Origin of the sequence: Crinalium epipsammum PCC 9333 (genome assembly GCF_000317495.1) — a bacterium.
In the GTDB taxonomy this organism is placed as follows: Bacteria; Cyanobacteriota; Cyanobacteriia; order Cyanobacteriales; family PCC-9333; genus Crinalium; species Crinalium epipsammum.
Genome location: NC_019753.1, coordinates 2,625,212 through 2,647,808, shown reverse-complemented (window position 1 = coordinate 2,647,808; position 22,597 = coordinate 2,625,212). Strand labels below are relative to the sequence as shown.

At 40.8% G+C, this 22,597-nt stretch carries 23 protein-coding genes, 4 tRNA genes and 1 pseudogene; 17 read left to right on the top strand and 11 right to left on the bottom strand.

All coding sequences use genetic code 11. The features are described 5' to 3' along the window. Positions 1 to 95 precede the first annotated feature (95 nt). Both CRI9333_RS11440 and CRI9333_RS11435 read left to right on the top strand, forming a co-directional pair. The gene (locus tag CRI9333_RS11440; RefSeq protein ID WP_015203325.1) at positions 96 to 890 is read left to right on the top strand and encodes an LmeA family phospholipid-binding protein; all 795 of its coding nucleotides are present in this window, start codon (positions 96 to 98) and stop codon (positions 888 to 890) included. Between the two features lie 118 nt (positions 891 to 1,008). Further along, on the top strand, positions 1,009 to 1,623 hold the full coding sequence (locus tag CRI9333_RS11435; RefSeq protein WP_015203324.1) for a GerMN domain-containing protein: 615 nt from the start codon (positions 1,009 to 1,011) through the stop codon (positions 1,621 to 1,623). Between the two features lie 114 nt (positions 1,624 to 1,737). Here the strand turns inward: CRI9333_RS11435 and CRI9333_RS11430 are convergent, their stop codons facing one another. The 3 genes from CRI9333_RS11430 to efp form a co-directional block, all read right to left on the bottom strand. Continuing rightward, positions 1,738 to 2,091 carry an ArsR/SmtB family transcription factor gene (locus tag CRI9333_RS11430; RefSeq protein ID WP_015203323.1) on the bottom strand — a complete coding sequence of 118 codons (354 nt, stop codon included), beginning with the start codon at positions 2,089 to 2,091 and terminating at the stop codon, positions 1,738 to 1,740. A gap of 69 nt (positions 2,092 to 2,160) precedes the next feature. Continuing rightward, entirely contained in the window at positions 2,161 to 2,664 is a 504-nt protein-coding gene (gene accB, locus CRI9333_RS11425; protein WP_015203322.1) for an acetyl-CoA carboxylase biotin carboxyl carrier protein, read from the bottom strand. 109 nt (positions 2,665 to 2,773) lie between these two features. Beyond that, a complete protein-coding gene (gene efp, locus CRI9333_RS11420; RefSeq protein WP_015203321.1) occupies positions 2,774 to 3,331 on the bottom strand; it encodes an elongation factor P in 558 nt (185 codons plus the stop codon). Between the two features lie 198 nt (positions 3,332 to 3,529). Here efp and CRI9333_RS11415 point away from each other — a divergent pair, with 198 nt between their 5' ends. Then, the gene (locus CRI9333_RS11415) at positions 3,530 to 4,660 is read left to right on the top strand and encodes a peptidylprolyl isomerase (protein ID WP_015203320.1); all 1,131 of its coding nucleotides are present in this window, start codon (positions 3,530 to 3,532) and stop codon (positions 4,658 to 4,660) included. A gap of 7 nt (positions 4,661 to 4,667) precedes the next feature. On the opposite strand, the gene CRI9333_RS11410 is transcribed toward CRI9333_RS11415, so the two are convergent. Next, entirely contained in the window at positions 4,668 to 4,880 is a 213-nt protein-coding gene (locus tag CRI9333_RS11410; protein ID WP_041226021.1) for a hypothetical protein, read from the bottom strand. A gap of 135 nt (positions 4,881 to 5,015) precedes the next feature. Between CRI9333_RS11410 and thiL the strand changes: the two genes are divergently transcribed. Further along, positions 5,016 to 6,029, top strand: coding sequence for a thiamine-phosphate kinase (gene thiL, locus CRI9333_RS11405; protein WP_015203319.1), 1,014 nt, complete (start codon positions 5,016 to 5,018; stop codon positions 6,027 to 6,029). Positions 6,030 to 6,074: 45 nt separating this feature from the next. Here the strand turns inward: thiL and CRI9333_RS11400 are convergent, their stop codons facing one another. Continuing rightward, a complete protein-coding gene (locus CRI9333_RS11400; protein WP_041226596.1) occupies positions 6,075 to 7,088 on the bottom strand; it encodes a type I glyceraldehyde-3-phosphate dehydrogenase in 1,014 nt (337 codons plus the stop codon). Between the two features lie 715 nt (positions 7,089 to 7,803). Between CRI9333_RS11400 and murC the strand changes: the two genes are divergently transcribed. The 4 genes from murC (at position 7,804) to CRI9333_RS11380 (ending at position 11,722) form a co-directional block, all read left to right on the top strand. Then, complete coding sequence (gene murC / locus CRI9333_RS11395) at positions 7,804 to 9,321, top strand: UDP-N-acetylmuramate--L-alanine ligase (protein ID WP_015203317.1); 1,518 nt, start codon at positions 7,804 to 7,806, stop codon at positions 9,319 to 9,321. 95 nt (positions 9,322 to 9,416) lie between these two features. After that, entirely contained in the window at positions 9,417 to 10,409 is a 993-nt protein-coding gene (murB, locus tag CRI9333_RS11390) for a UDP-N-acetylmuramate dehydrogenase (protein WP_015203316.1), read from the top strand. An 83-nt stretch (positions 10,410 to 10,492) separates the two neighbouring features. Continuing rightward, positions 10,493 to 10,837 (top strand): YbaB/EbfC family nucleoid-associated protein, encoded by a 345-nt coding sequence (locus CRI9333_RS11385; RefSeq protein ID WP_015203315.1) that lies wholly within the window; start codon positions 10,493 to 10,495, stop codon positions 10,835 to 10,837. A 372-nt stretch (positions 10,838 to 11,209) separates the two neighbouring features. After that, the gene (locus tag CRI9333_RS11380; RefSeq protein ID WP_015203314.1) at positions 11,210 to 11,722 is read left to right on the top strand and encodes a low molecular weight protein-tyrosine-phosphatase; all 513 of its coding nucleotides are present in this window, start codon (positions 11,210 to 11,212) and stop codon (positions 11,720 to 11,722) included. Positions 11,723 to 11,859: 137 nt separating this feature from the next. Here CRI9333_RS11380 and CRI9333_RS11375 read toward each other — a convergent pair whose 3' ends face one another. Then, entirely contained in the window at positions 11,860 to 12,528 is a 669-nt protein-coding gene (locus CRI9333_RS11375; RefSeq protein ID WP_015203313.1) for a response regulator transcription factor, read from the bottom strand. A gap of 210 nt (positions 12,529 to 12,738) precedes the next feature. Here CRI9333_RS11375 and CRI9333_RS11370 point away from each other — a divergent pair. Then, positions 12,739 to 12,820 (top strand) — tRNA-Tyr (locus CRI9333_RS11370). Positions 12,821 to 12,888: 68 nt separating this feature from the next. Further along, a tRNA-Thr gene (locus CRI9333_RS11365) sits at positions 12,889 to 12,960 on the top strand. A gap of 103 nt (positions 12,961 to 13,063) precedes the next feature. Here CRI9333_RS11365 and CRI9333_RS11360 read toward each other — a convergent pair. Next, positions 13,064 to 13,137 (bottom strand) — tRNA-Arg (locus CRI9333_RS11360). A 440-nt stretch (positions 13,138 to 13,577) separates the two neighbouring features. Here CRI9333_RS11360 and CRI9333_RS11355 point away from each other — a divergent pair. From CRI9333_RS11355 to cutA, 6 genes and pseudogenes are all read left to right on the top strand, one after another. Beyond that, on the top strand, positions 13,578 to 14,237 hold the full coding sequence (locus tag CRI9333_RS11355; protein ID WP_015203312.1) for an Npun_F0813 family protein: 660 nt from the start codon (positions 13,578 to 13,580) through the stop codon (positions 14,235 to 14,237). A 125-nt stretch (positions 14,238 to 14,362) separates the two neighbouring features. Next, a pseudogene (locus CRI9333_RS11350) lies at positions 14,363 to 15,597 on the top strand (RNA-guided endonuclease InsQ/TnpB family protein). A gap of 158 nt (positions 15,598 to 15,755) precedes the next feature. Beyond that, positions 15,756 to 16,817, top strand: a complete 1,062-nt coding sequence (locus tag CRI9333_RS11345; RefSeq protein WP_015203311.1) for a hypothetical protein — start codon at positions 15,756 to 15,758, stop codon at positions 16,815 to 16,817. An 11-nt stretch (positions 16,818 to 16,828) separates the two neighbouring features. Continuing rightward, positions 16,829 to 17,791 carry a hypothetical protein gene (locus CRI9333_RS11340; protein WP_015203310.1) on the top strand — a complete coding sequence of 321 codons (963 nt, stop codon included), beginning with the start codon at positions 16,829 to 16,831 and terminating at the stop codon, positions 17,789 to 17,791. 428 nt (positions 17,792 to 18,219) lie between these two features. Next, a complete protein-coding gene (locus CRI9333_RS11335) occupies positions 18,220 to 19,119 on the top strand; it encodes a pentapeptide repeat-containing protein (protein ID WP_015203308.1) in 900 nt (299 codons plus the stop codon). Positions 19,120 to 19,153: 34 nt separating this feature from the next. Beyond that, a complete protein-coding gene (gene cutA / locus CRI9333_RS11330) occupies positions 19,154 to 19,513 on the top strand; it encodes a divalent-cation tolerance protein CutA (protein ID WP_015203307.1) in 360 nt (119 codons plus the stop codon). Positions 19,514 to 19,520: 7 nt separating this feature from the next. On the opposite strand, the gene CRI9333_RS11325 is transcribed toward cutA, so the two are convergent. Then, positions 19,521 to 20,201, bottom strand: coding sequence for a PD-(D/E)XK nuclease family protein (locus CRI9333_RS11325; protein WP_015203306.1), 681 nt, complete (start codon positions 20,199 to 20,201; stop codon positions 19,521 to 19,523). Between the two features lie 172 nt (positions 20,202 to 20,373). On the opposite strand from CRI9333_RS11325, the gene CRI9333_RS11320 reads away from it, so the two are divergent. After that, positions 20,374 to 20,880 (top strand): thiol-disulfide oxidoreductase DCC family protein, encoded by a 507-nt coding sequence (locus CRI9333_RS11320; RefSeq protein WP_015203305.1) that lies wholly within the window; start codon positions 20,374 to 20,376, stop codon positions 20,878 to 20,880. Between the two features lie 115 nt (positions 20,881 to 20,995). On the opposite strand, the gene CRI9333_RS11315 is transcribed toward CRI9333_RS11320, so the two are convergent. The 3 genes from CRI9333_RS11315 to CRI9333_RS11305 form a co-directional block, all read right to left on the bottom strand. Next, positions 20,996 to 21,067 (bottom strand) — tRNA-Thr (locus CRI9333_RS11315). 148 nt (positions 21,068 to 21,215) lie between these two features. Next, positions 21,216 to 21,818: a vWA domain-containing protein gene (locus tag CRI9333_RS11310; protein WP_015203304.1), complete on the bottom strand. Its 603-nt coding sequence runs from the start codon at positions 21,816 to 21,818 to the stop codon at positions 21,216 to 21,218. A 71-nt stretch (positions 21,819 to 21,889) separates the two neighbouring features. Next, a complete protein-coding gene (locus CRI9333_RS11305) occupies positions 21,890 to 22,513 on the bottom strand; it encodes a vWA domain-containing protein (RefSeq protein WP_015203303.1) in 624 nt (207 codons plus the stop codon). Between the last annotated feature and the right edge of the window lie 84 nt (positions 22,514 to 22,597).

The window sequence follows — 22,597 nt, the reverse complement described above, 5'->3', positions numbered from 1 at the left end:
GTACTATGCGCGATCGCGCGTCTCTACAATCGTTTTATGTAACGCATCTTTAAATTCTAGAGATGTCTGTTAATTGTTAATTGATAATTGAACCTATGGAACTTATAAGTATTTTACTCTCTGGATTACTGATATTTATTTCACCTGCTGGATTAGTAATTGACCGTACTGCCGAAAGTGCTATTCGCTCCAGACTAGAAAAAGCCGAACAGCTAGAAGTCCGTATTGATAACGCTCCTGTTCATCAAACATTACAAGGGAAAATAGATCGATTAAGGATAGCAGGTCGAGGTTTATGGTTAACGAAAGATGTGCGAATAGATACTCTGGAATTAGAAACTGATCCCCTTGATCTTGATTTACAGCGCCTCAGACAAGGTAAACCCCAACTGTTATTACAATCTTTAAAATCACCAATACAGTCGGGAGTACGTTTAGTTTTAACAGAAACAGATATTAACCAAGCACTGAAATCACCCCAAGTTATAACTCGCTTGCAAAAGTTGATAAATCAGTCGCTAGGTAGTTCCGCCAGTATGCTTACTAAACGTTATGAATTTGTCAATCCCCGTGTCAAGTTCTTAGGCGATCAGCGATTAAGCTTGCAACTAGAATTAAAACAACTAAACAGTAATGATCAACTATCCGTGAATTTAGAAACAGGGATAGGCGTAGTGGCGGGTAGTCGTTTACAGTTAATTTCACCAACTGCGTCAGTAAATGGAAAACCCATACCCTCTCTGCTAGTTCAATCTCTTACAGCCAGATTTAATAACAAAGCTGATCTTCGCACATTGGAGAAATACGGTATTACTTCTCGACTTTTAAATTTAGACGTAAAGAGCGATCGCTTAGATCTAGCAGCTTTTGTAAAATTAGACAAACCGTAACCAAAGCCTGTATCTGAGCAACCTTAAGGTTTTGCGTAAATACACGCTCATTTTCTGTAGTCTTTAAGTAGGGGTTGCTCACTTTTTAGCTATCCACTTCTTCTAGAGGCTTCTTTATATGCAAGAACAACAATCAGTACGTCGCCTTCATTTAGGTGTCATTGCAGGTTTATCAGCAATAGTATTAGCTTCTGGAGGTGGTACAGCTTGGTGGGTATGGAATTCTGCTCAATCTCCAGCGCCATCACCTGATGCGGTTACATCCCCATTACCACCTTCTAATCAGAGGGTACAAAATCCAACTGACAAAACGCCGGAGGTTTACTGGCTAAAGAATCAAGGCAATCATATTGCCGTTGCGCCTAAATCCTTGGATTTACCAAAGTCTACTAACCAAAAAGCTGTTTTAGAGCAGACCTTCGATACCCTATTAGCAGGCTCAACAGATCCGACAGTCACGACAACCATCCCGCAAGGTACAAAGCTGCGGAGTCTAGAGGTTCGCAACGATGGTGTGCATATTAACCTCTCGAAAGAATTTATTCAAGGCGGTGGTAGTGCATCAATGACAGGTCGAGTCGCGCAAATTCTTTACAGCGCAACCAGCTTGACTCCAGACGCTCAGGTATGGATTGATGTAGAGGGTAAAAAGCTAGAAGTTTTAGGTGGTGAAGGTTTAGAACTCGATCAGCCTATAACTCGGAAAAGTTTTGAAGAAAACTTTGATCTTTAGTGTTGTGCTTTTATAGCCCTAGCCAGAGAGATTAGAACATGATAAAAGTTGCTGGAACCTCTTGGTAACAAAGGCGCGAGCAAAAAGCTGATAGCTGAATGCTATATAACAGTGTTAGTGCTTGTTAGCTAAACTAAAATCGCGGAAGTGACGGGCTTGCTCTTCAATCCTGGTCGCTAGGCGATCGCAAACTAAATTACACAAATCAAAAATTAGGACATCTTCCACTTTATAGTAGGCAGATGTCCCTTCACTGCGTCGGCTCAAAATACCAGCTTGCAACATTACCTTTAAGTGCTTAGATACATTTGCTTGACTGGTTTCTGTTGCCTCAACTAACTCTTGTACACATTTCTCGTGGTCTCGCAACAAGTTCAAGATTCGCAGTCGCATCGGCTCACTTAAGATGCTGAAGTATTCTGCGACTTGTTGGACGACTTCTTGTGTTACAGGGCTGGCTGTTTGCATGGGATTAACAAGAAAATATCTGATCCCAAAATTTTAGCAGCAATTCTATTCATAACAATAGAGTAATCATTAATCTGGATTAATCAGCATCAAAGCTTGACCATATTCCACAGGTTCACCGTTCTTTACCAAAATTTCCATTACTTGTCCAGATACCTCAGCTTCAATTTCATTCATCAGCTTCATGGCTTCAATGATACAAACAGTTTGATCAGAGCGAATGCGATCGCTCACTTCCACAAAAGCAGCTTCATCGGGAGCAGGTGAACGGTAAAACGTTCCCACCATCGGTGATTTAACCGCTACCCACTTTTGATCAACTGGTGGCGATGTCGGCGTAGCTGGATTTGTAGCTGGAGATTGTTGAATAGGAGCGGGCGCAATTGGCAAAACCTGCGGAGGGGCAGCAATCATTCCAGCAGTATTGACCACTGTTTGATCAGCCATCGGCATTGTTGCAATGCCCTTACGCACAGTCAATTCAAAATCATCACTTTTTAAAGTCAACTCCGCAATGTCAGTACCAGCGATCGCTGCCAACAATTCACGCAGTTGGTTAAAGTCTATTGCCATAACAACAATAATTTAATTGTGGACAAGAACAACTCAAAAAATCAGGATGAAGGATGCGATCGCATCCTTCTGACTTTTAGCTTTTGGCTGATATCGGCAAAAACTTGTATTACTCTCGACCTATATAGGTATCGTTGCGAGTATCAATTTTGATGCGCTCACCAATAGTAATAAATAACGGAACCATCACTTGAGCGCCTGTTTCCACAATAGCTGGCTTGTTACCACCAGTAGCCGTGTCTCCTTTTACGCCTGGATCGGTTTGAGTTACTTCCAGAACCACAGTGTTAGGAAGTTCGACTTCCATAACCTGCTCACCCCAACGAAGAACGTTAACCTCCATTCCTTCCTTAAGGTATTTCATGCGATCGCCAATTTGAGCAGGAGTCAGGTTAGCTTCTTCATAAGTTTCCATATCCATAAAGACATATTGATCGCCGTCTTTATAGGTATGCTGCATCGTACTTTTTTCTAAATTAGCTTGAGGAAGCGTTTCTCCAGCCCTAAACGTTTGTTCAACGACACTACCTGTTTGCACATTTTTCAGCTTTGTCCGCACAAAAGCTGATCCTTTACCTGGCTTAACGTGGAGGAATTCCACTACCCGCCATACTCCTCCATTCCATTCAATGGAAACACCTGGGCGAAAGTCGTTACTAGAAATCATAAATTTGTCAGTTGCCGAGAACAGTCAGCACTTAATTTTACCGCTCCGTGAGCCTTTAGCTAGAATTTTAAACTCTATGAAATATTCCTTATCTTTGCCCCACACCCGTATGGCAAGATCATACAGGGCATTTTCAGCCTAATAGAGCCTTTTCAAATACGCAAATGCGACTGCTTCCAAGCACGTAGGGATGAATTTATGCCTGATTTAAACCGTTCTATAGTTAATTTGTGCAAACGCTTTGCTCAAACCAGCATTTTAGCTTTACTGCTAGTAGCTCTCTCTTTAGGTACTAGCGCGGCTGCCTGGAATCCAGACAAGTTTAACAGTGGATTACCCGTTGGCAATGCAATTACAGATGGCAAAGCGATTTTACGTTACGCGCTACCAATAAATAACAAAGAAGTGCGCGAGGTTCAAGCTAATTTAGAAGATATTGCTAACCACCTGCGAGGTAAGCGGTGGAGTCCGATTAATAGTGATATCAGCAAAGCTTCTGTAATTTTGCGCGATCGCCCTGATAAATTGCTAAAAAGCGTCTCCGATGAGAATAAACCCGCAGCAGAAGCATTAATTGCTCAGTTAAATCAAGATATTGCCAAACTTAGAGACGCAGTTGAAACCAAAGATAAGGAAAGCATTTGGACAGAACGTGCCAAAGTTTTAGATGGCGTTGGTCAACTAGAAGAATTAATGATCGAAGGATTTCCTTATGAAGTGCCTTCTGAATATAGCAACTTGCCTCAACTTAAAGGTCGTGCCACAGTAGAAATGGAAACTGACAAAGGCAACATTACTTTAGTAGTTGATGGTTACAGCGCCCCTGTTACCGCAGGCAACTTTGTAGATTTAGTACAACGCGGTTTTTACAACAATTTAGAATTTACCCGCTCCGAAGAATCGTATGTGCTGCAAGCAGGAGATCCACCAGGAGAAGAAGCAGGCTTTATCGATCCAAATACAGGCAAATACCGCGCTGTTCCTCTAGAAATTTTGGTTAGAGGTGACTCAGAACCAACTTATGGTATTACCTTAGAAGATGCTGGTCGCTACCGAGATCAACCAGTACTTCCCTTCTCTGCTTACGGTGCTGTAGCAATGGCGCGTCCTGAACCAGAACCAAATGGTGGATCTTCTCAATTTTTCTTCTTCTTGTTTGATTCAGAACTTACTCCTGCTGGGCGTAACCTGCTAGATGGACGTTATACCGTTTTTGGTTATTTAGTTGATGGTAAAGAAGTCTTGAAAGAGTTGAAAGCAGGGGACAAAATTCAGTCAGCCAAAGTTATCCAAGGAATTGACAATTTAGTTGAGCCACAAGCAGCTTAAAAAGCTCTCAAAAAATCATTATGCCTCCTCCCTGAATTTGGGGGAGGCGTTTTAATAGCAGAACTTCTACCAAATCCGCGTTGAACACCCCTTTATTTTCTTTCTCTTTCTTCGCGTCCTTCGCGTCTTTGCGGTTTAATAAAAAACGGGTAATCAAAGCGGATTTAGTATTACGCGCCTTCAACAGTAAAATTAGGTTTGTAGGGGCGGGTTGCACCACAAATTTATCTTTCTAAACCATTGAGCTACATAAACCCGCCCTGACATCAAGGATGATTTCTGCGTAAGTCTCTCCTCCAATTTTTAAGACAAGTTTAATTACAAAAAATTCAGGGGATATTCTGGGGGTAAATTTTTGAACAATAAATCATCTCTATTAATTCGAGATATTGGCGAACAAGGTCTGTTAAAAAAATTGCAGCCCTTTTGTATACCAGGAATGGTAGGAGATGACGCAGCCGTATTAGAAACTGATCCGCATCGATCGCTTGTAATAACAACTGACGTGCTAGTTGATGGTGTACATTTTAGCGATCGCACTACTACACCAGCAGACGTAGGTTGGCGTGCCGTTGCCGCAAATTTATCAGATTTAGCAGCAATGGGAGCATCACCTCTAGGCATCACCGTTGGTTTAAGCATTCCAGGCAATTTAACAGTTAGTTGGGTAGAAAGCCTCTACCAAGGAATGAGCGCCTGTCTCCAACAGTATCAAACGGGAATTGTCGGCGGTGATATCTGCCGTTCAGAAGGCATCAGCATCGCCATTACAGCCTTTGGTCAAGTATTTCCTACTCAGATTATTAAACGTTCATCTGCTCAACCAGGAGATGCCATTGTTGCCACTGGCTGTCACGGTGCATCACGGGCAGGTTTAGAATTACTGCTGCATCCAGAGATTGGTCAGCAATTGAGCGATCGCGAAAAATCATATCTCATCCAAACTCACCAACGTCCTAAACCACGCTTAGATGTATTACCTATCATCTGGGAAATTTTCAATTCAGATTCAGCAATTAGGATAGCTGGCATGGATAGTAGTGATGGATTAGCAGATGCGATCGCCCAAATTTGTCACGCCAGTAGCGTTGGTGCCAAAATTGATCGCAACTTAATTCCCATTCCCCCCACCCTCCCGAAGCTAACATCAGCAGAACAAGCACTTAACTGGGCATTGTATGGTGGAGAAGACTTTGAACTTGTGCTGTGCCTACCATTAGAAAAAGCCCAGCCGTTAGTAGAACGACTGGGCAATTATGCAGCTATTATCGGAACTATCACAAAAGATTTAGAAATTTTATTGGTAGATCCGACTCAAGTTGATCACCAGCAAGTACTTTTACTCAGCAAGGGGTTTCAGCATTTTTAAACTGAGATTTTAGATGCTCTAAAACATCTTAAAATACACAATTTTTTATGCCACCCATTTCTGACCGACTGTTTCTGCAAGATCGACAACCCGTTGGCTATAGCCCCACTCGTTGTCATACCAAGCAACAACCTTCACCATGTCGCCATCCATAACCATCGTCAGATTAGCATCTACAATCGAAGAAGCGTCAGTACCGCGATAATCAGATGAGACAAGAGGTAGATCGTTGTATTCCAAGACACCCTTTAGCTGACCTTCAGCAGCTTCTCGCAATACCTGGTTTACTTCCTCAGCAAAAGTTCTCTTCTGAACAATAACTACCAAATCCACCACAGAAACGTTAGGAGTTGGTACCCGTAAAGCAATCCCATTCAACTTACCCTTTAGCTCTGGCAGTACTAAAGCTACAGCTTGAGCAGCACCAGTAGAAGTAGGAACAATGTTCATAGCTGCTGCTCTTGCCCGACGCAGATCTCTGTGAGAAGCATCTAATAGACGCTGGTCTCCAGTGTAGCTATGGGTTGTGGTCATCGTACCCTTAATAATGCCAAACTTTTCATTAATAACCTTGGCAATAGGGGCTAGACAGTTGGTAGTACAACTAGCATTACTAATGATCACGTGCTTATCGTGGTCATAGCCATGATCGTTGACACCTACCACAAAAGTACCGTCATCATTCTTACCTGGAGCGGTAATCAAAACTTTTTTAGCTCCAGCGTTTAAATGCTTTGTTGCCCCTTCACGGCTGGTAAAAACACCAGTCGATTCGATTATTAGGTCAATATCCCATTCTTTCCAGGGCAAGTTTTCTGGGTTGCGATCGGATACGCATTTTATCGTCTTGCCGTTTACAATAATGGAATTGTCATCAGCACTGATATCAGCATTAAGCCTACCCAGCATTGTGTCGTATTTCAGCAAGTGTGCGTTGGTTCTTGGGTCAGATGTATCATTAACACCAACAATCTCCATATTGCTATTTTCTCGACCCAACCAGCACCGCATGAAGTTACGTCCGATGCGTCCAAAACCGTTAATTGCGACTCTAATCACAGCGCCTTGCCCTCTGTATACAAGCTCAGTAAATTCTTGATGACCCAGATCATATCGCAAAGCATGATCCATGCACACTCCAACTTAGCCTCTAGACTACAAGAGTTAGGAAATTGCCTACAGTCCTGATGGCAAAAATAATATTTAGCAATATTAACTAGAAGTACTTTTCTAACTTAATCACGCACTCAACAGTCATTTGCACAGGTATAAAATTTTATGGGATAAAAATATCGTACCTTGGCGATCGCGTAGCGACGACACTCTTGAGTATCGCGCCCCTAACACCTCAAAGATCTTCCCCTAAATATTTAATTAGCTTAGATAGGTACAAAATGTTGCTAATCCTAGTATGCTCAAATTAAACCTTATCCTAAGCATTTTATGTCTAAATCTCAGCCTTGAAAGTCATCTACTATTTGTGGAATTAGCCAAATAATACCTCAATCAGCTTGTCATCATCAGCTAACAATATTTTCTTGAATTTTCTATCAAGAAAAATTTTTACTAGATAAATCATAAAAACAGCATTAAGGTAAACTGGTGCGACAGCGTAAATCTCATCAACAGCAACTGTAGCAAAAATAAATAGCAACTTAAGTTACTGTAAAATTCCCTAAATCTATCGCAGGCTATATCGTAGAAAAACAATTATTGATATGATAGCGCGTGTTATTAGTCAAGTTTAGTCAGGTATGGTGTGTAAGGAGCTAAGATGCAAAATTTAGTTGATTTTAGCGGCAAGCCATTTCATTTTATTGGTATCGGTGGCATTGGGATGTCAGCCCTGGCATACGTAATTGCTAAACGCCATTTGCCTGTATCTGGCTCGGATATCCGTTCTAGCGTTATTACGCAGCGCTTGCAGACAGCAGGCGCACATATTTTTCTAGGTCAAAATGCTACTAATTTAGATTTTTTTCACCCTGCGGTAGACTCAAATTCTGAACTTTTACCAATAGCAACTATTGGAGCCAGTCATTCCCACGAAGTAGCTAATGCTTCCCTTAAGTCAAGTGCTGGGTTGGCAACAGCAGCACCCGCAACACTACCCCAGGTAATTTGTTCAACAGCAATTAATACTGGTAACCCGGAATATCTAGCTGCTTTAGAAAAAGGGTGTCCAATTTTTCACCGCTCAGATTTACTTGCAGCTTTGATTAAGAACTATCGCAGCATTGCTGTAGCTGGTACTCATGGGAAAACTACAACCAGTAGTTTAATTGGGTATATGTTACTAAAAGCTGGAATAGATCCAACAATTGTAGTTGGTGGTGAAGTAAACGCTTGGGAAGGCAATGCTCGTCTCGGTGCAGGTTCATACTTAGTCGCAGAAGCCGATGAATCCGATGGCTCCCTAGCCAAGTTGTCAGCCGAAATAGGCGTGATCACCAATATTGAAATGGATCATCCGGATCACTATGCCACTTTAGAAGAAGTAATTGATACATTTCAAATATTTGCCGAAAAGTGTCAGGCTATTGTCGGTTGTATTGATTGTGAAGTGGTACAGAGCAAAATTAAACCAACAATCAGCTATAGCCTCAACCCTGAAACGGGTGCAGATTACACAGTTGATTGTGTGAGCTTTGGCGCTGACGGTACTTTAGCTCAAGTATGGGAACGAGGACAAATCCTTGGGAAGATGAAATTAAAGTTGCTAGGCAAGCATAATCTAAGTAATGCTTTAGCAGCAGTAGCTGTAGGGCGCAAGTTAGGTTTAGACTTTGATGTGATTGCACAAGCGATCGCTTCTTTTGACGGTGCTAAACGCCGATTTGAAGTTCGCGGTCATTACAACGGCATCACCTTTGTAGACGACTATGCCCATCATCCTAGTGAAATTCAAGTAACTCTTGCAGCCGCTAGGTTACAAGTTAAGTCCCCTCAAAGAATTGTCGCCATTTTTCAACCACATCGCTACAGCCGAACGCTAACATTCTTACAGGAATTTGCTCAATCATTTACAGATGCAGATCTTGTAATTATTAGTGATATTTACAGTGCTGGTGAGCCAGATAATGGTGAAATTAATGGTCAAAAGATGGCAGACTTAATTGCTAGTTACAACTCCCAGGTTTACTACCAACCCTCTTTAGCTTCCATCTCTAAATTTTTGACAGAAAACCTTAAACCAGGCGATTTTGCTATCTTTCTGGGAGCGGGTAATTTAAATCAAATCATACCGGAGGTAATGCAATTTTATCAAAACACAGGTAAAACAATTCCCTAATTCAAGAATCAGTAGTAACTAAAACTCACCTATCAAAAACTTATTTCAGTTTTGATAAGCTCCACACCTAGCGCGTTATCTGAAAAATTATTCCTATGACTCTGTCCTATAATCCCCCCAGCGTTATCAATGCTTCCACTTCTCGGCAGGCAGAACAAGTTAAACCAAGAGCTATTGATTTACCAGGTACTGACTGTCTAATTAAGTCTCAGGTTCCCTTAGCAGGCTTAACCTCGTATCGAGTAGGTGGACCAGCAGAATGGTACATTGCTCCCAGAAGTCTTGAAGATTTACAAGCAGGTTTTGAGTGGGCAAATTCTCAAAACTTACCAATAACTTTATTGGGAGCAGGTTCAAATCTGCTAGTTAGCGACAATGGGATACCAGGTTTAGTCATTAGTACTCGTTATTTGCGTCAAACTAAGTTTGACGCAGAAACAGGTCAGGTAACAGCAAGCGCAGGTGAACCAATAGCTCGCCTTGCATGGCAGGCGGCTGAACGTGGCTGGCAAGGAATGGAATGGGCTGTGGGTATTCCTGGTACAGTAGGCGGATCAGTCGTTATGAATGCGGGCGCTCATAAGTTTTGTATCGCCGACATTCTAGTTAAAACTCAAGTTTTATCCCCTAAAAATTTTAGTAATTCTTTTGAAGACCTTAGTTTGAACGATTTGGGTTATAGCTATCGCACTTCGATTTTGCAAGGCGATCCTCGTTTAGTTACCCAAGCAACTTTCCAACTCCGCCCAGGAGCAGATCCAGCAGAAGTAATAGCAGCAACCCAAAGAGATCTTGAGCAGCGACGCAACACTCAACCTTACAACTTACCTAGCTGTGGAAGCGTCTTTCGTAATCCTAAATCTCACCATGCTGCTTGGCTAATTGAACAAACTGGTTTAAAAGGCTACCAAATCGGCGGAGCGCAAGTAGCTCAACGACACGCCAATTTTATTGTTAACTGTGGCGGTGCTACCGCTAATGATATTTTTGCACTCATTCACTATATTCAAAAACAAGTTCAAGAGCATTGGTCTATATATTTAAAACCCGAAGTCAGATTTTTAGGTGAGTTTCAACCTATGAAGTAAAAATTAGGAGAGCGTCAGTAGTACTAAGATTAAGATCGACTCGCACGTTCAACTTAGCCCAACTTATATAGCTTGAAATAATCATGACAAAAGGACAAGGATTCGGCTTCGGTCTCGGCAAAATGAAAGAACTGACAGAAGCTTTCAAAAAAGCCCAGCAAGTTCAAGAAGGTGCTAAAAAGCTCCAAGAAGAATTGGAGCAGATGGAAATTGAGGGACAGGCAGGGAATGGTCTCGTCAAGGTGGTGGTTAGCGGGAACCAAGAACCCCGAAGTGTTCAAATTTCCAATGATGCCCTTAATCAAGGAGCAGAAGCCCTCTCTGCACTCGTTACACAGGCGATGAAAGATGCTTACGAAAAGTCTACAGCCACTATGCGGGAACGCATGGAAGATTTAACAAGCGGACTCAATCTTCCAGGGATGTAAGCAACTTTAGTCACCGATAATCAGCTTTCCATCTTAGAAAGTGTCTACTAAATGTATTGAAAAAATCATCAATTTTTCGTTTTAGTAGCGTCAAGAGCAGGGAGAAAGGGTAATGAGATTATCCTTTTTCCCTTTTCTTTTATCTTTACTATGGGACAATTTCTTATTGGTCAGAACTTACGCCAAAAATCACGCACTCATAATGCCCGCACTTAAATGTAAAGACGCGAAATTATTCCCTTTCTCCTTCCGAGAAGCTACATATAGGGAAAAATGTCTCTACTTCCCCTATATGTAGTTTGACCATCTTGGTCACTGGATTTTATGCGTAAGTTCTGTTGGTATTAACAATCTGCATTAAATTATCTTCCGATGCCCTATAAGCTACTATTTGTCTGCCTTGGTAATATCTGCCGTTCCCCAGCCGCAGAGAATATTATGAATTATTTGATTAAACAAGCAAGTATGAGCGACGCTTATGCCTCCAACTCAGCATCCATAGTCTGTGATTCGGCTGGCACTGCTGGATACCATATTGGTAGTTCTCCAGATAGGCGCATGGTGGCTGCTATGGGTGTTAGGCGAATTCCCATTACAGGTAAAGCCCGACAGTTTCAAAAGTCAGATTTAGAAAATTTTGATCTTATTTTGGCAATGGATCGGCAAAATTATCAGGATATCCTGGCTTTAGATCAAGCAAATCGTTACAGAGACAAGGTGCGCTTGATGTGCGAATTTTGCCAGCATCACGATCAGCAGGAAGTTCCCGATCCCTACTACGGAGGTGCAGAGGGATTCAATCAAGTAATTGATCTACTGTTAGATGCTTGTGGGGGTCTATTGGAAGATCTTGTTAAAGAGCATCATTTAAATAATGCTGAGTAAGCTAAGGCGCATTGAATTTATACATTTTTAATTGAGAGAAAAGTTATCAAACACTATAACCCTCTCTCCTCCCTCCTCCCCCTAAAATAGAAAACGCGCGAAACGCAACAGATTATTATTGCCCACGAATAACCAAGTTAATTCACTAAATGATGCTCTAGGGCAAAACGTACAAGCTCTGCGCGGTTGCTAGTATCAGTTTTTCTTAGCAGACTGCTGACATACTTTTCTACAGTTCGTGGACTCAAATGAAGTTGATTACCAATTTCTGCATTGGATAAACCCATAGTGAGTAAATTCAAAACTTCTTGCTCTCGATTTGTCAGGTGAAATGAATTTGGCTTTGAGGAAAGTGTCAAAGTTTGGTTATTATCTAGCTGCTGATCTTCTAAGGGTAGCGAAGAGGGACGTAATTGCCACTCGGATTGAATCATCTGCGATCGCTCTAATAAATTTCTCACCATCGCCCCCAATTCGTGCATCTCAAAAGGCTTGGGCAGATATAAATCGCATCCTAGCTGGTAGCCAAGAATCCTTTCCTCAGTACTGGCACGCTCTGTCAGAAATATAACTGGTAATAGCCGAAAAATTGGTGAATAGCGAACTTTCCTAACGAATTCATAACCGTCCAGTCGGGGCATAGTAATGTCTGTAACTATTAAGTGAGGGCGATACTCCTCTACTAAGGACAGTGCCTCTTGACCATCTTCAGCCATAATCACTGAGTAGCCCGCGATTTGTAGATAATCGCTGACTGAAACACGAGTTCCTAAATTGTCATCCGCAACCAAGATTAGCAAAGGCATGAGGTACAGACCGCTAGCACACCTGCTCCTACACTAGGTCAATTCCATCATAAAACTTTATAAATAGACTAAAAGTTTTGCTTCCAGCAACCAGTGCGTAAGCTCATATCAATAGCTTGATCATCGCAGCACAAAGCAAATTTAAAATCCTCAAAAAAAACAGTTGCTTTTTAATATAGTTGTGCTAACATTATTTTTTGTGAGCGAAATGGGTCGGTGCCCGAGGGGTTAATGGGGGCGGACTGTAAATCCGCTGGCTATGCCTACGCTGGTTCAAATCCAGCTCGGCCCACCTCACAAAAAACAAAAAGTAATTAACTACTTTTGAGTTTTTTACTTTTTATTATTTGATTTACAATCGCCCGTGTAGCTCAGTGGTAGAGCACACCCTTGGTAAGGGTGAGGTCACGAGTTCAATCCTCGTCACGGGCTTGTTAAACTATCTACAAAACTATATTTTGATTGATTTATCCTAGCTTTCTATCTATAAAAAGCTAGGATAAATTTTTAGTGATTTGCTCAACTTTATTTGGAACGGGTACGGCAGGACTCGAACCTGCGGCAGGCGACTTAGAAGGTCGCTACTCTATCCATCTGAGTTACGTACCCAAATAATTAACTGTAAGTATACCTAAATTTAGGTAAAAATTGTTACAGTAGGCTGCTAACTTGCACAGTAAAAAATATTATACCGTAAGACAATAACTTTGTAGTTTGAGTTAGCTTAATTATGGTAACAAAATTTTATGCGTACTGATAGAAAATAGCTAAGTACAATTGGCTGAACCTTCAAGGCACTTGGAGGCGCTTATGGGTGAATTTACTCTAGCAACCCGTATAATTAAGCGTTTCAATAGAATTAGGGTATAAATTAAGAGCGTGTGCAGTACACAAGGTAGTCTTGAAAGAAGGATCAGCTATTTCTACTGAAAGCGCCTTGCTGCTCAGTGAGATCAGCGCCAAAATCCTTAGAGATCAGCCAATTGCATAGCAATTACACTTAACTACCCAGCAGATAATAGCTCTGTCAGGAGTCATTTGGCAGTGTCATGTTTATTCTTAAAAGGCAGGATGTTGAAATTTCTAGTGTTCAGCACCCAAATCGGGAGCAGCAAATTCCCATACTTACTTATCAAGCGCAAACTTTTCGCTTGATTAATGTGTTTAGTGCTAATCAGGCAGAAGAAGCTAAGGCTTTCTGGCGGGATCTAACAGATAATCGTGGCAAAGCCTGCGTTCTACTGGAAGAGCCAGACCGCTACAGTGTTTGGGGCAAAATCCGTTTAGACCAACTAGCAAATGAGGCTACTCCTGATGTCAAGATAGTGGCGTTTACGCAAGCGTGTTTATTGGTGTTACAAACGATCACTCTTGAGATAGAGGATCTACTAGGCACTAGACAAGCTGGATTATTTCAAAAAGATCTGGTTGCTGTATTTCGCCAAGGGCATTTTCCTCAAGCCAATTCACCCGAAGCAGTCAACCATTTACTCACTATGGACCCATTGGCAAGCCTACAGGTTCCTCCTTGGGAAGAACATCATCTGACTACCCTCTTGCAAGAACTCTACCGCCTTGGAAAACAGTATTTTGGTAACACTAATTTTTCTGAGGGAGTCGGCGATATATTACAAGATATGCCAGCAGCAGATCGCACTCAATTTATTAGTTGGCTGAAGCAATCTCCACAAGGTAAAGTATGGCGATAATCAATCAAAGCTTGAAGAACTTTACCAAAAAATTGGGTTTAAAGCCCCGTCCTTTACCGTAGCGGAGGAGGGCTTTTAATTAAAATTAATATTTTATCTGCAATATTGGGTGATAAAATTGCTGCATGATAACTAGAGAAGCCAAGCTACTGAACGGTAATAAAAAGCAATACTTAGCTCTTGATAACGCCATTAGAACAGCACAATTTATCGTAATAAAGCGGTGCGCTACTGGATGGACAATCAAGGGGTAAGTAAAGCCGATTTGTACACGCTATGTAAAGACTTAGCTAAAGAGTTTGATTTTGCTAAAAAACTAAATTCTTCAGCGCGTCAAGCTAGTGCCGAAAGAACTTGGCAATCTATTTCTAGTTTTTATAGTCGTTGCCAGAAAAAGGAGAAGAAAAAAGGATATCCCAAATTTCAAAAACATTGCAGATCTGTAGAGTACAAGGTATCGGGATGGGTACTATCTAAAGATTGCATGAGCATAACCTTTAGAGATGGCTTTAATATCGGTACATTATCTCTGTACTGTAATAAACAAACAAGAGAGGATTTGTTCAGACTAAAGATCAATCGGGTTCGGGTAGTAAAAAGAGCAGATGGTTATTACGCACAATTTTGCTTTGATGCTGCTCGCAAGGAAAAAAGAGTATATACAGGTAAAGTTGTCGCGCTAGATGTCGGTTTGAAATATTTCATCAAAGATCAGAATGATAACTCTGTTATTTATCCTCAATATTTGCGTAAGTATGAATCTCGTTTAAAAAAGTTGCAACGACTGGTTAGTAAGAAATTTAATAAGGATAGAAAACCTCAATCTAATAATTACCATAGAGCAAGAATTCGACTAGGAAAACTCCACCTAAAGGTTCAAAGACAACGTAAAGACTGGGCAATAAAGCTTGCTCGGTGCGTGGTGACATCAAACGATGTCGTAGTTTATGAAGACTTGCAGGTGTCGAATATGGTCAAAAATCATGATTTGGCTAAGTCGATTTCTGATGCTGGTTGGTATCAGTTCATTCAATGGCTGAATTACTACGGCAAGATTTGGGACAAGGTAATAGTAGCGGTGTCACCTAAATATACATCCCAAGATTGCTCAAGTTGTGGTCATCGGGTGAAAAAGTCACTTAGTACCAGAACACATTCATGCCCTAATTGTAAAATAGAAATTTGTCGTGATACAAACGCGGCGCAAAATATTTTAAAAAAGGGTATGAAAATTCTAGGGACGCAGTGGCAAAACAGTACCTTTGGGCAAAAGGGATCTGCCTTGAAAGAGGAAAAGCATGGGGAGAAGACCACCTCTGCTTTTGACGGGCAACCTGATACAGTAAGTGGATTTCAGTGAACCATGAATAAGAATCCACGTACTTCAGTGCGTGGAGTATGTCAACACTATTGAAATGCCATACTGGCATTAAAGCAGGTAATTTTTTACCACATATTAATAGTGATTTTTTGAGTCCTTATAACTTAACAATTGTTAGCTAATATTTTGGAAGTCTTATGAGTAGCTCTGTAGAAAAGTCATCAAGTCCTAACTCTCTGCTGAGTGGTCAGAATGTTGTCTATGCAGGAATTGCTTGGTCTGTACTAGCCTTATTATTTTACCTGCTGTTTAGCATCTCTGTACCAGGCGAAGAGCGCCCGTTTTGGTACTCAATGGGTACCTATTTTTTTGAAGAAGTACCATTTTTAGCAGCCGCTTTACTATGTTTTAGAAATTGGCGTAGCCCTCAAATTGCCAGTGGGCGTAATGTCTGGCTGGGAATTGGTCTAGGATTATTGTCATTTTTTATCGGAAACTTATTCTTTGGCTGGTGGGAGTTATATTGGGGTTTAGATCCTGCCGTATCACCAGGAGATTTATTCTATGTACTTTTTTATGTCTGCCTTGGCTGTGGTCTGGTGTTAGCTATACTACCCAGACGTTTAAATTTAGAGCCTTGGCAATGGGCAACAGTGATTGCAAGTGCAGTAAGTGCGATCGCTCTTGCTATCTGGCTTTTATCATCTCCCCCAGCAAACGCGCAGGAAGCTAGTGCGATCGCGCAGCCTGCGCGTAGCGCGATCGCCTCAACACCCATAACCCAACAGCGAGATTCTAATACGCCATCCCAAACCTTGATTGCTCAAAAAGCACCCAACGTTAAAGTAACTCCAAAAGCACCAGCTACAAAGGCTCCACCAGTACCAGCCAATACATCTAAAAATCAACCGCCTGGATGGGTATTATCACTAGAAAAAGTTTTGGAACCCCTAGCAGCACCTCTAAGTTTGTTTTATATTGCTGGTGATGTTTTCCTTTTGATCATTGCTGCATTACTTTTGTTAGCATTTTGGGGTGGACGTTTTGCTCAATCTTGGCGGATGATTGCAGCCGCCGCCTTTTCGTTCTACATTGCAGATATGTGGTTTACTTATGCCACTGATCATATTACTGATTACCAAAGTGGATTTCTGCTAGAAGTATTTTGGGTGTTCAGTGGTGTTTTGTTTGCCATTGGCGCTGCTTTAGAATATGACAACTCCATCCGTTCTCGCCGCGCTGGGCGTAAACGGGCTTAGAAATCTGTAGCATGAGTCCAAGAAAACTCTCTGAATCAGACAAGCAAGAAATTCTTACTCTGTATCGGCAATTACCAGAGACGACCTCAACTTTGGCAAGCCGCTACGGTGTAAGTAGTTCTACTATTAGCCGCCTCCTGAAAACCACCTTGTCAGAAGAGGAATATGAAGGGCTAATCCAACAAAAGCGTACTACTCGCACTCCTAGTATTTCTGCTGAAGTTATCCCAGAGGTAACCGAAAAGTTAGTTGAGCCTGAGCCGAAAATATCTGTCTCAGCCCCAATACTTAGGCGCTTGCGCCGTCGTTCCTCGGCGGAATCAACCTCACTAGATATGTTTGAGGAGACTGAAGCTGAAGCTACTGAACCGCCATTGGAACCTAGAGCAGCTTCAAATAACATCAACAATGAGTTTTTTGAAACCATTGTTGATGAAAAACCAGCTAGTGCCTATAACGAAATGGTCGATGGTTCTGCTCAGGCAGAAGTTCATGCCTTAGAAGAGATGATCAGGGAAGATATAAGTGATTTAGACGATGAGGAGGAAGACTTACAAGACCTTGACGACGAAGATTGGGGAGATGATCCAGACGACGATGATACAGAGGACATTACTGATCAACAGCAAATAGGCTCATTTATCACAGAATTTCGTGATAATAACATCCAAGTTTTACCTCTATCCCAAGCTCATCTTCCTAAAATTTGCTACTTGGTAGTTGATAAAGCTGCGGAGTTAATAGCTCGACCATTGAGAGACTTTAGCGACTTGGGTAGAATTCCAGCAGGCGAAGTTCAGCAAAAAACACTGCCAGTTTTTGATAACCATAGGGTTGCTAGGCGTTTTTCTAACCGCACCCAAAGAGTAATTAAGATTCCTGATAGTAGAATGCTTCAAAAAGCTTGCTCTCATCTACAAGCTAAAGGAATAACTCGATTGCTAATTCATGGTCAAGTTTATTCCTTGTTATAAACAAGAGCGCAGTTCAGCAAGCGTTCATCAACATCAAATAAGCCCAATTTTGGGTAAAACATTCAGCATACAGCCATCTAATTATCAAGGCTGTATGCTGAATGCTTTGGGATATAGGTATACAGATACAAAATCCGTATTTATACGGAGTTGATTAATCTATCTTATAAGTTAATAAACTGAATTACTTTATTTAAAAAATCTTTATCAAATATTTGTAACGTAGCTACTATAACTTTCCAATAATCAAAAATATACATAGTAAAATTTTTATTAATGAGGTAAATAATTTTAAATTAAGCTTTATGTGAAAACCATCTCCTTTGTAAATTATTACAACAAAAATGCCCTCATAAAAAACTAAAAATCTCTCAGCTTAATTTAAAAATATAAATTTTTACAAATTTACACATAGGAGTTCTCATACCATGAAGGTGAATCATTTACTGAGACTTTATGAACAAGGGAACAGAGACTTTAGTGGCGCTGATCTTAGAGGTGTTGATCTTAGCGGAGTTACTTTAATTGGGGTTAACCTCACTGCGGCTAACTTAATGGGAGCTAATCTCAGCCGAGCTTTTTTAACTAAGTCAGATTTAAGCAATGCTAACCTGAATTGGGCTAACTTGAGTTATGTCAAGATGAACGAGGCTAAACTCGTAGAGGCAGATTTGACCAAAGCTAACCTAAGTGGCGCTTTCATGGTTAAGTCAAAATTACCACACGCTAAACTTAGTGGTGCTAATCTAACTGCTGTTAACCTCCGAGGCGCTAACCTCTTTGGTGCTAATCTTTGTGGTGCTTGCTTGCAAAAAATTAATCTGCGAGAAGCAAATCTTAGCGGTGTTAATTTAAGCTGGGCTAATCTTTATGAAGCTAGACTGAGTGGCGCACAGTTGTCTGGTGCATCTTTAAAGGGTGTTAACTTAAGTAAAGCTTTCTTAAAGGGAGTAGATCTTAATGGAGTAGCTTTGGAAGGAGTTAACCTCAGCCAAGCAAGATTGGGTGATGCTAATCTCGAAGGTGCTAATTTAGTAGCTGCTGATCTTAGAGGCGCACATCTACGGTTAGTTAATTTGCAAGGTGCAGACTTAACGGGTGCTAATTTAGTAGGCGCTTCTTTAGAACAAGCAAATTTGACTTGGACAATTTTAAGTAAAGCTGACTTGAGAGATGCTAACCTGAGTGAGGCAAAGTTGAAGGGTGCAAACTTGGAAGGCGCGAAATTATATGGTGCAATTCTGCCTGAATTAGCAAAAAATTTTTTATCCCTTTCAATTAGTAGTACAGTAGAGAGCCACCAATTAGCACAAGCAAGCTTTACTTGAGAAAAAATAAGTTTTGCTCTATTTATAACAGGTGATGGATAAGGATTTTAGTAAAACTGATTATGTAGTAATATTGGTAACTGCTAGTTCTCGGCAAGAGGCGGAGGCGATTGCGCTACGCGCACGCTGCTCGAACGCACAAGCTTTAGTTGCAGATAAGTTAGCTGCTTGTGTTAGCTTTACACAAATACATTCTGTCTATACATGGCAAGGTAAAGTTAACTCAGATGATGAGTGGCAGTTAGTTATTAAAACTCATATAGATAAATTTTCCCAGCTAGAAACTAAAGTTAAAGAAATTCACTCTTACGAAGTGCCAGAAATTATTGCTTTACCAATAGTTGCAGGTTCTCTGCCATACTTAAGTTGGATTTCAGAACAAGTCAATAGTTAATTTTTTATCAGCGATATTTCCAAAAAGCAGTAACTCTTTCTTGCCACTGTTGCCAGTAATTTATAATATCTTCTGGTTGAAACCAAAAAATTTCTGCTGGTAATTCAGGAATAGCTACAACTAAAAGGGCATGGTTGATCTTGATACCATGTTCTTGATAACACTGATTAGCTGCTCCACAATAAGCTGCTAGTTGTAGAGGAGCATCATATAAACGCTCAAGTGATTTTTTAGGCTTATCAGCCGTTTTCCAATCACAAATACAGGGAATACCTTGATAACTTGCTACACAATCTACGCGCCCAGCATAGCGTAAGTTGTTGTGAAATACATATCCTTCAACTAATTTGACTTCATCAATATCTTGTAAAACTGGTTCGATGCTATCCCAATAAGGCAAGATTGTTTCAGTGCAGACAGCATCTTCGCCAAGTAAATACCGTTGAATGTGTTTATGAATTGATGTACCACGACGACTAGCATTAGTAGTAATGCTGTTAGCTTCTTCTGTACCAACTCGTTGTCGCCAATTAAATAATGCTTCTCTTGCTGCTTGCGGTTTGGTAGCGTTAAGGATGGTTGTGACACTAGGAAAGCGATCGCCCTGAGCATCAACATAGTATTGTTTCCCATTTTCCCGCATTGTTTTAGCACGGTATGAGGGCAAAAGTTGAATATTTGCAGGCATTATCTAAATTTTGGACATTACTAACTATTCGTCATTGTGACAATTTACTGTGAACTAAATTTATATAAATAGCTGTAGATCAAGAAATAGTTGAGGTAGTAATCCACCCCTAAATATTGTTAATTTTTGTAAAATATAGATAAATCTGTTTTTATTCTATTAAAAAAAGCCTATGTCCTCCACCAAGACTGAGTTTCCAGAATCGGTTCAAAATACTCAATCTCAGTCATCTCAGGAATCATGGCAAATCAAGCTGCTTTACGATAGTGATTGTCCGTTATGTATGCGAGAAGTCAACTTTTTGCAAAAACGAGATGCTGGTAGAGGGTTAGTTGCATTTGTGGATATTGCCGATAGCAGTTACGCCCCCGAAATGAATGGAGGTATAGATTATAAGACAGCAATGGGGCGGATTCATGCCGTACTAGCTGACGGTACAGTAATTAAAAATGTCGAGGTATTCCGTCGAGTATATGAAATTTTAGGTATGGGATGGATCTACGCCGCGACTAAGTTGCCTATTATTGGTGCGATTATTGATAAGTTATATGAAATTTGGGCTGATTGGCGGTTGGCTTTAACTGGAAGACCAAATTTAGCGACAATTGTTGCAAATCGTCAGCAGCGTATTGAATGTGAGATAGAAGGACGTTGCAGAATTAGTGAGGACGAAAAATAGCTGATCTAAGAGGAGAGTGCGATCGCACCTACGGATAGTACTTGTTTCAAAATTTACGTGAAACAAACGCTACTAAAGTTACTAACTATAATAATTTATCTATCTAAATTTCTAAAGCCGATGAGCGGATTTGAACCGCCGACCGTTCGATTACGAATCGAATGCTCTACCACTGAGCTACATCGGCATTGACAATTTTTGATTATAGCATCTTTACGGAAAAAATTAAGCACTATGAAAGCACTTAATAAAGAAATGCTTTTAACAATCTGGCGCTATTGTCAATGATTAAATTATAACTACGTTACTTGAGCAGACAATTAAGCTTAATATGCTTAATCATTAATGGCATTGAGTAACACTTCAGCTAATGTCATGTCTGCCATATCATCTATAGTAATTGCATCACAAATATCAAATTTTGCTCCAGCGCCTTGCAATTCGTCATCCAACGCCTTGAGAAAGCGAGTTGCAGTTGCATCTGAACCTACTTGAATGAGCGAAATAGCTAATTCTTCATCTCGATCCATTTGGCGCGATGCTTCAATAATTGCCCGCATTACAGCTTTGCGATCGTCGGGTTCGCCATCGGTAACTACTAAAATTGTTTCACCACCAGCTTTAGTTTGACCTGCTGCTTTGTTTTGAAAGTAGTGTGCGATCGCATCTTGTAGCACACCAGCTAAGTTTGTAGTACCAGCCGGATCATTTTCTTGAAATAGTTGCTCTACTTTACTGGAAGTAACATTTTCATAGCGTTTGAACCTGCTAGAAAACAGATAAACCGTAATCCCATCTGGATCAAACTGTTCACATTTCCTTGCTAAAGCTAAGGTAGACTCTTGCGCGGAATCCCAACGACTTCTACCACCTGGTTGATCTGGGGTAGACATACTACCACTTTTATCAATAATTAAAGTGTAATCACGGTCTTGCATACAAGTAACCTCATTAAATAAAAGATTTGAGATTTTGGCTATCAACCTCAAATCTATTTTCCAGATAGCAGTTAGTCATTAATAGCGTTAAGCAAAACTTCAGTGAGGGTAAAGTTTTCCATATCATCAAGAGTTATGGTATCAACTAAATCAAATTTTGCCCCAGCGCCTTGAAGTTCATCATCTAATACTTTCAAAAACCGAGTAGCAGTTGCATCGTTTCCTACTTGAATGAGTGAAATTGCTAATTCTTCATCTCGATCCATGTGACGCGATGCTTCTATAATTACCCTCATCACTGCTTTACGGTCATCTGGTTCCCCATCAGTAATTACTAAAATTGTCTCGCCATTTGCCTTAGTTTGTCCAGCAGCTTTTCTTTGGAAATATTTATCAGTCGCATCTTTAAGTACGCCCGCTAAGTCAGTAGTACCAGAAGGGTCATTTTCCTGAAATATTTGTGCGACTTTTTCGGCGGTTACGTCGTCGAAGCGTTTAAAGCGACCGGAAAATAGATAAACTGTTATGCCATCTGGATCAAACTGTTCGCATTTTCTTGCCAATGCTAAGGTAGACTCTTGAGCAGCATTCCAGCGACTTCTACCACCTGGTTGATCAGGTGTAGACATACTGCCACTTTTATCAATAATTAAGGTATAATCACGGTCTTGCACGACTGAACCTCCTTGCACCATAGAGATTATCTCCAGGAATTATCAGGACTTCCACATCTAGCCTATACGACGTTATAGCTAATTATCAGCTTTTAGATAAAAATC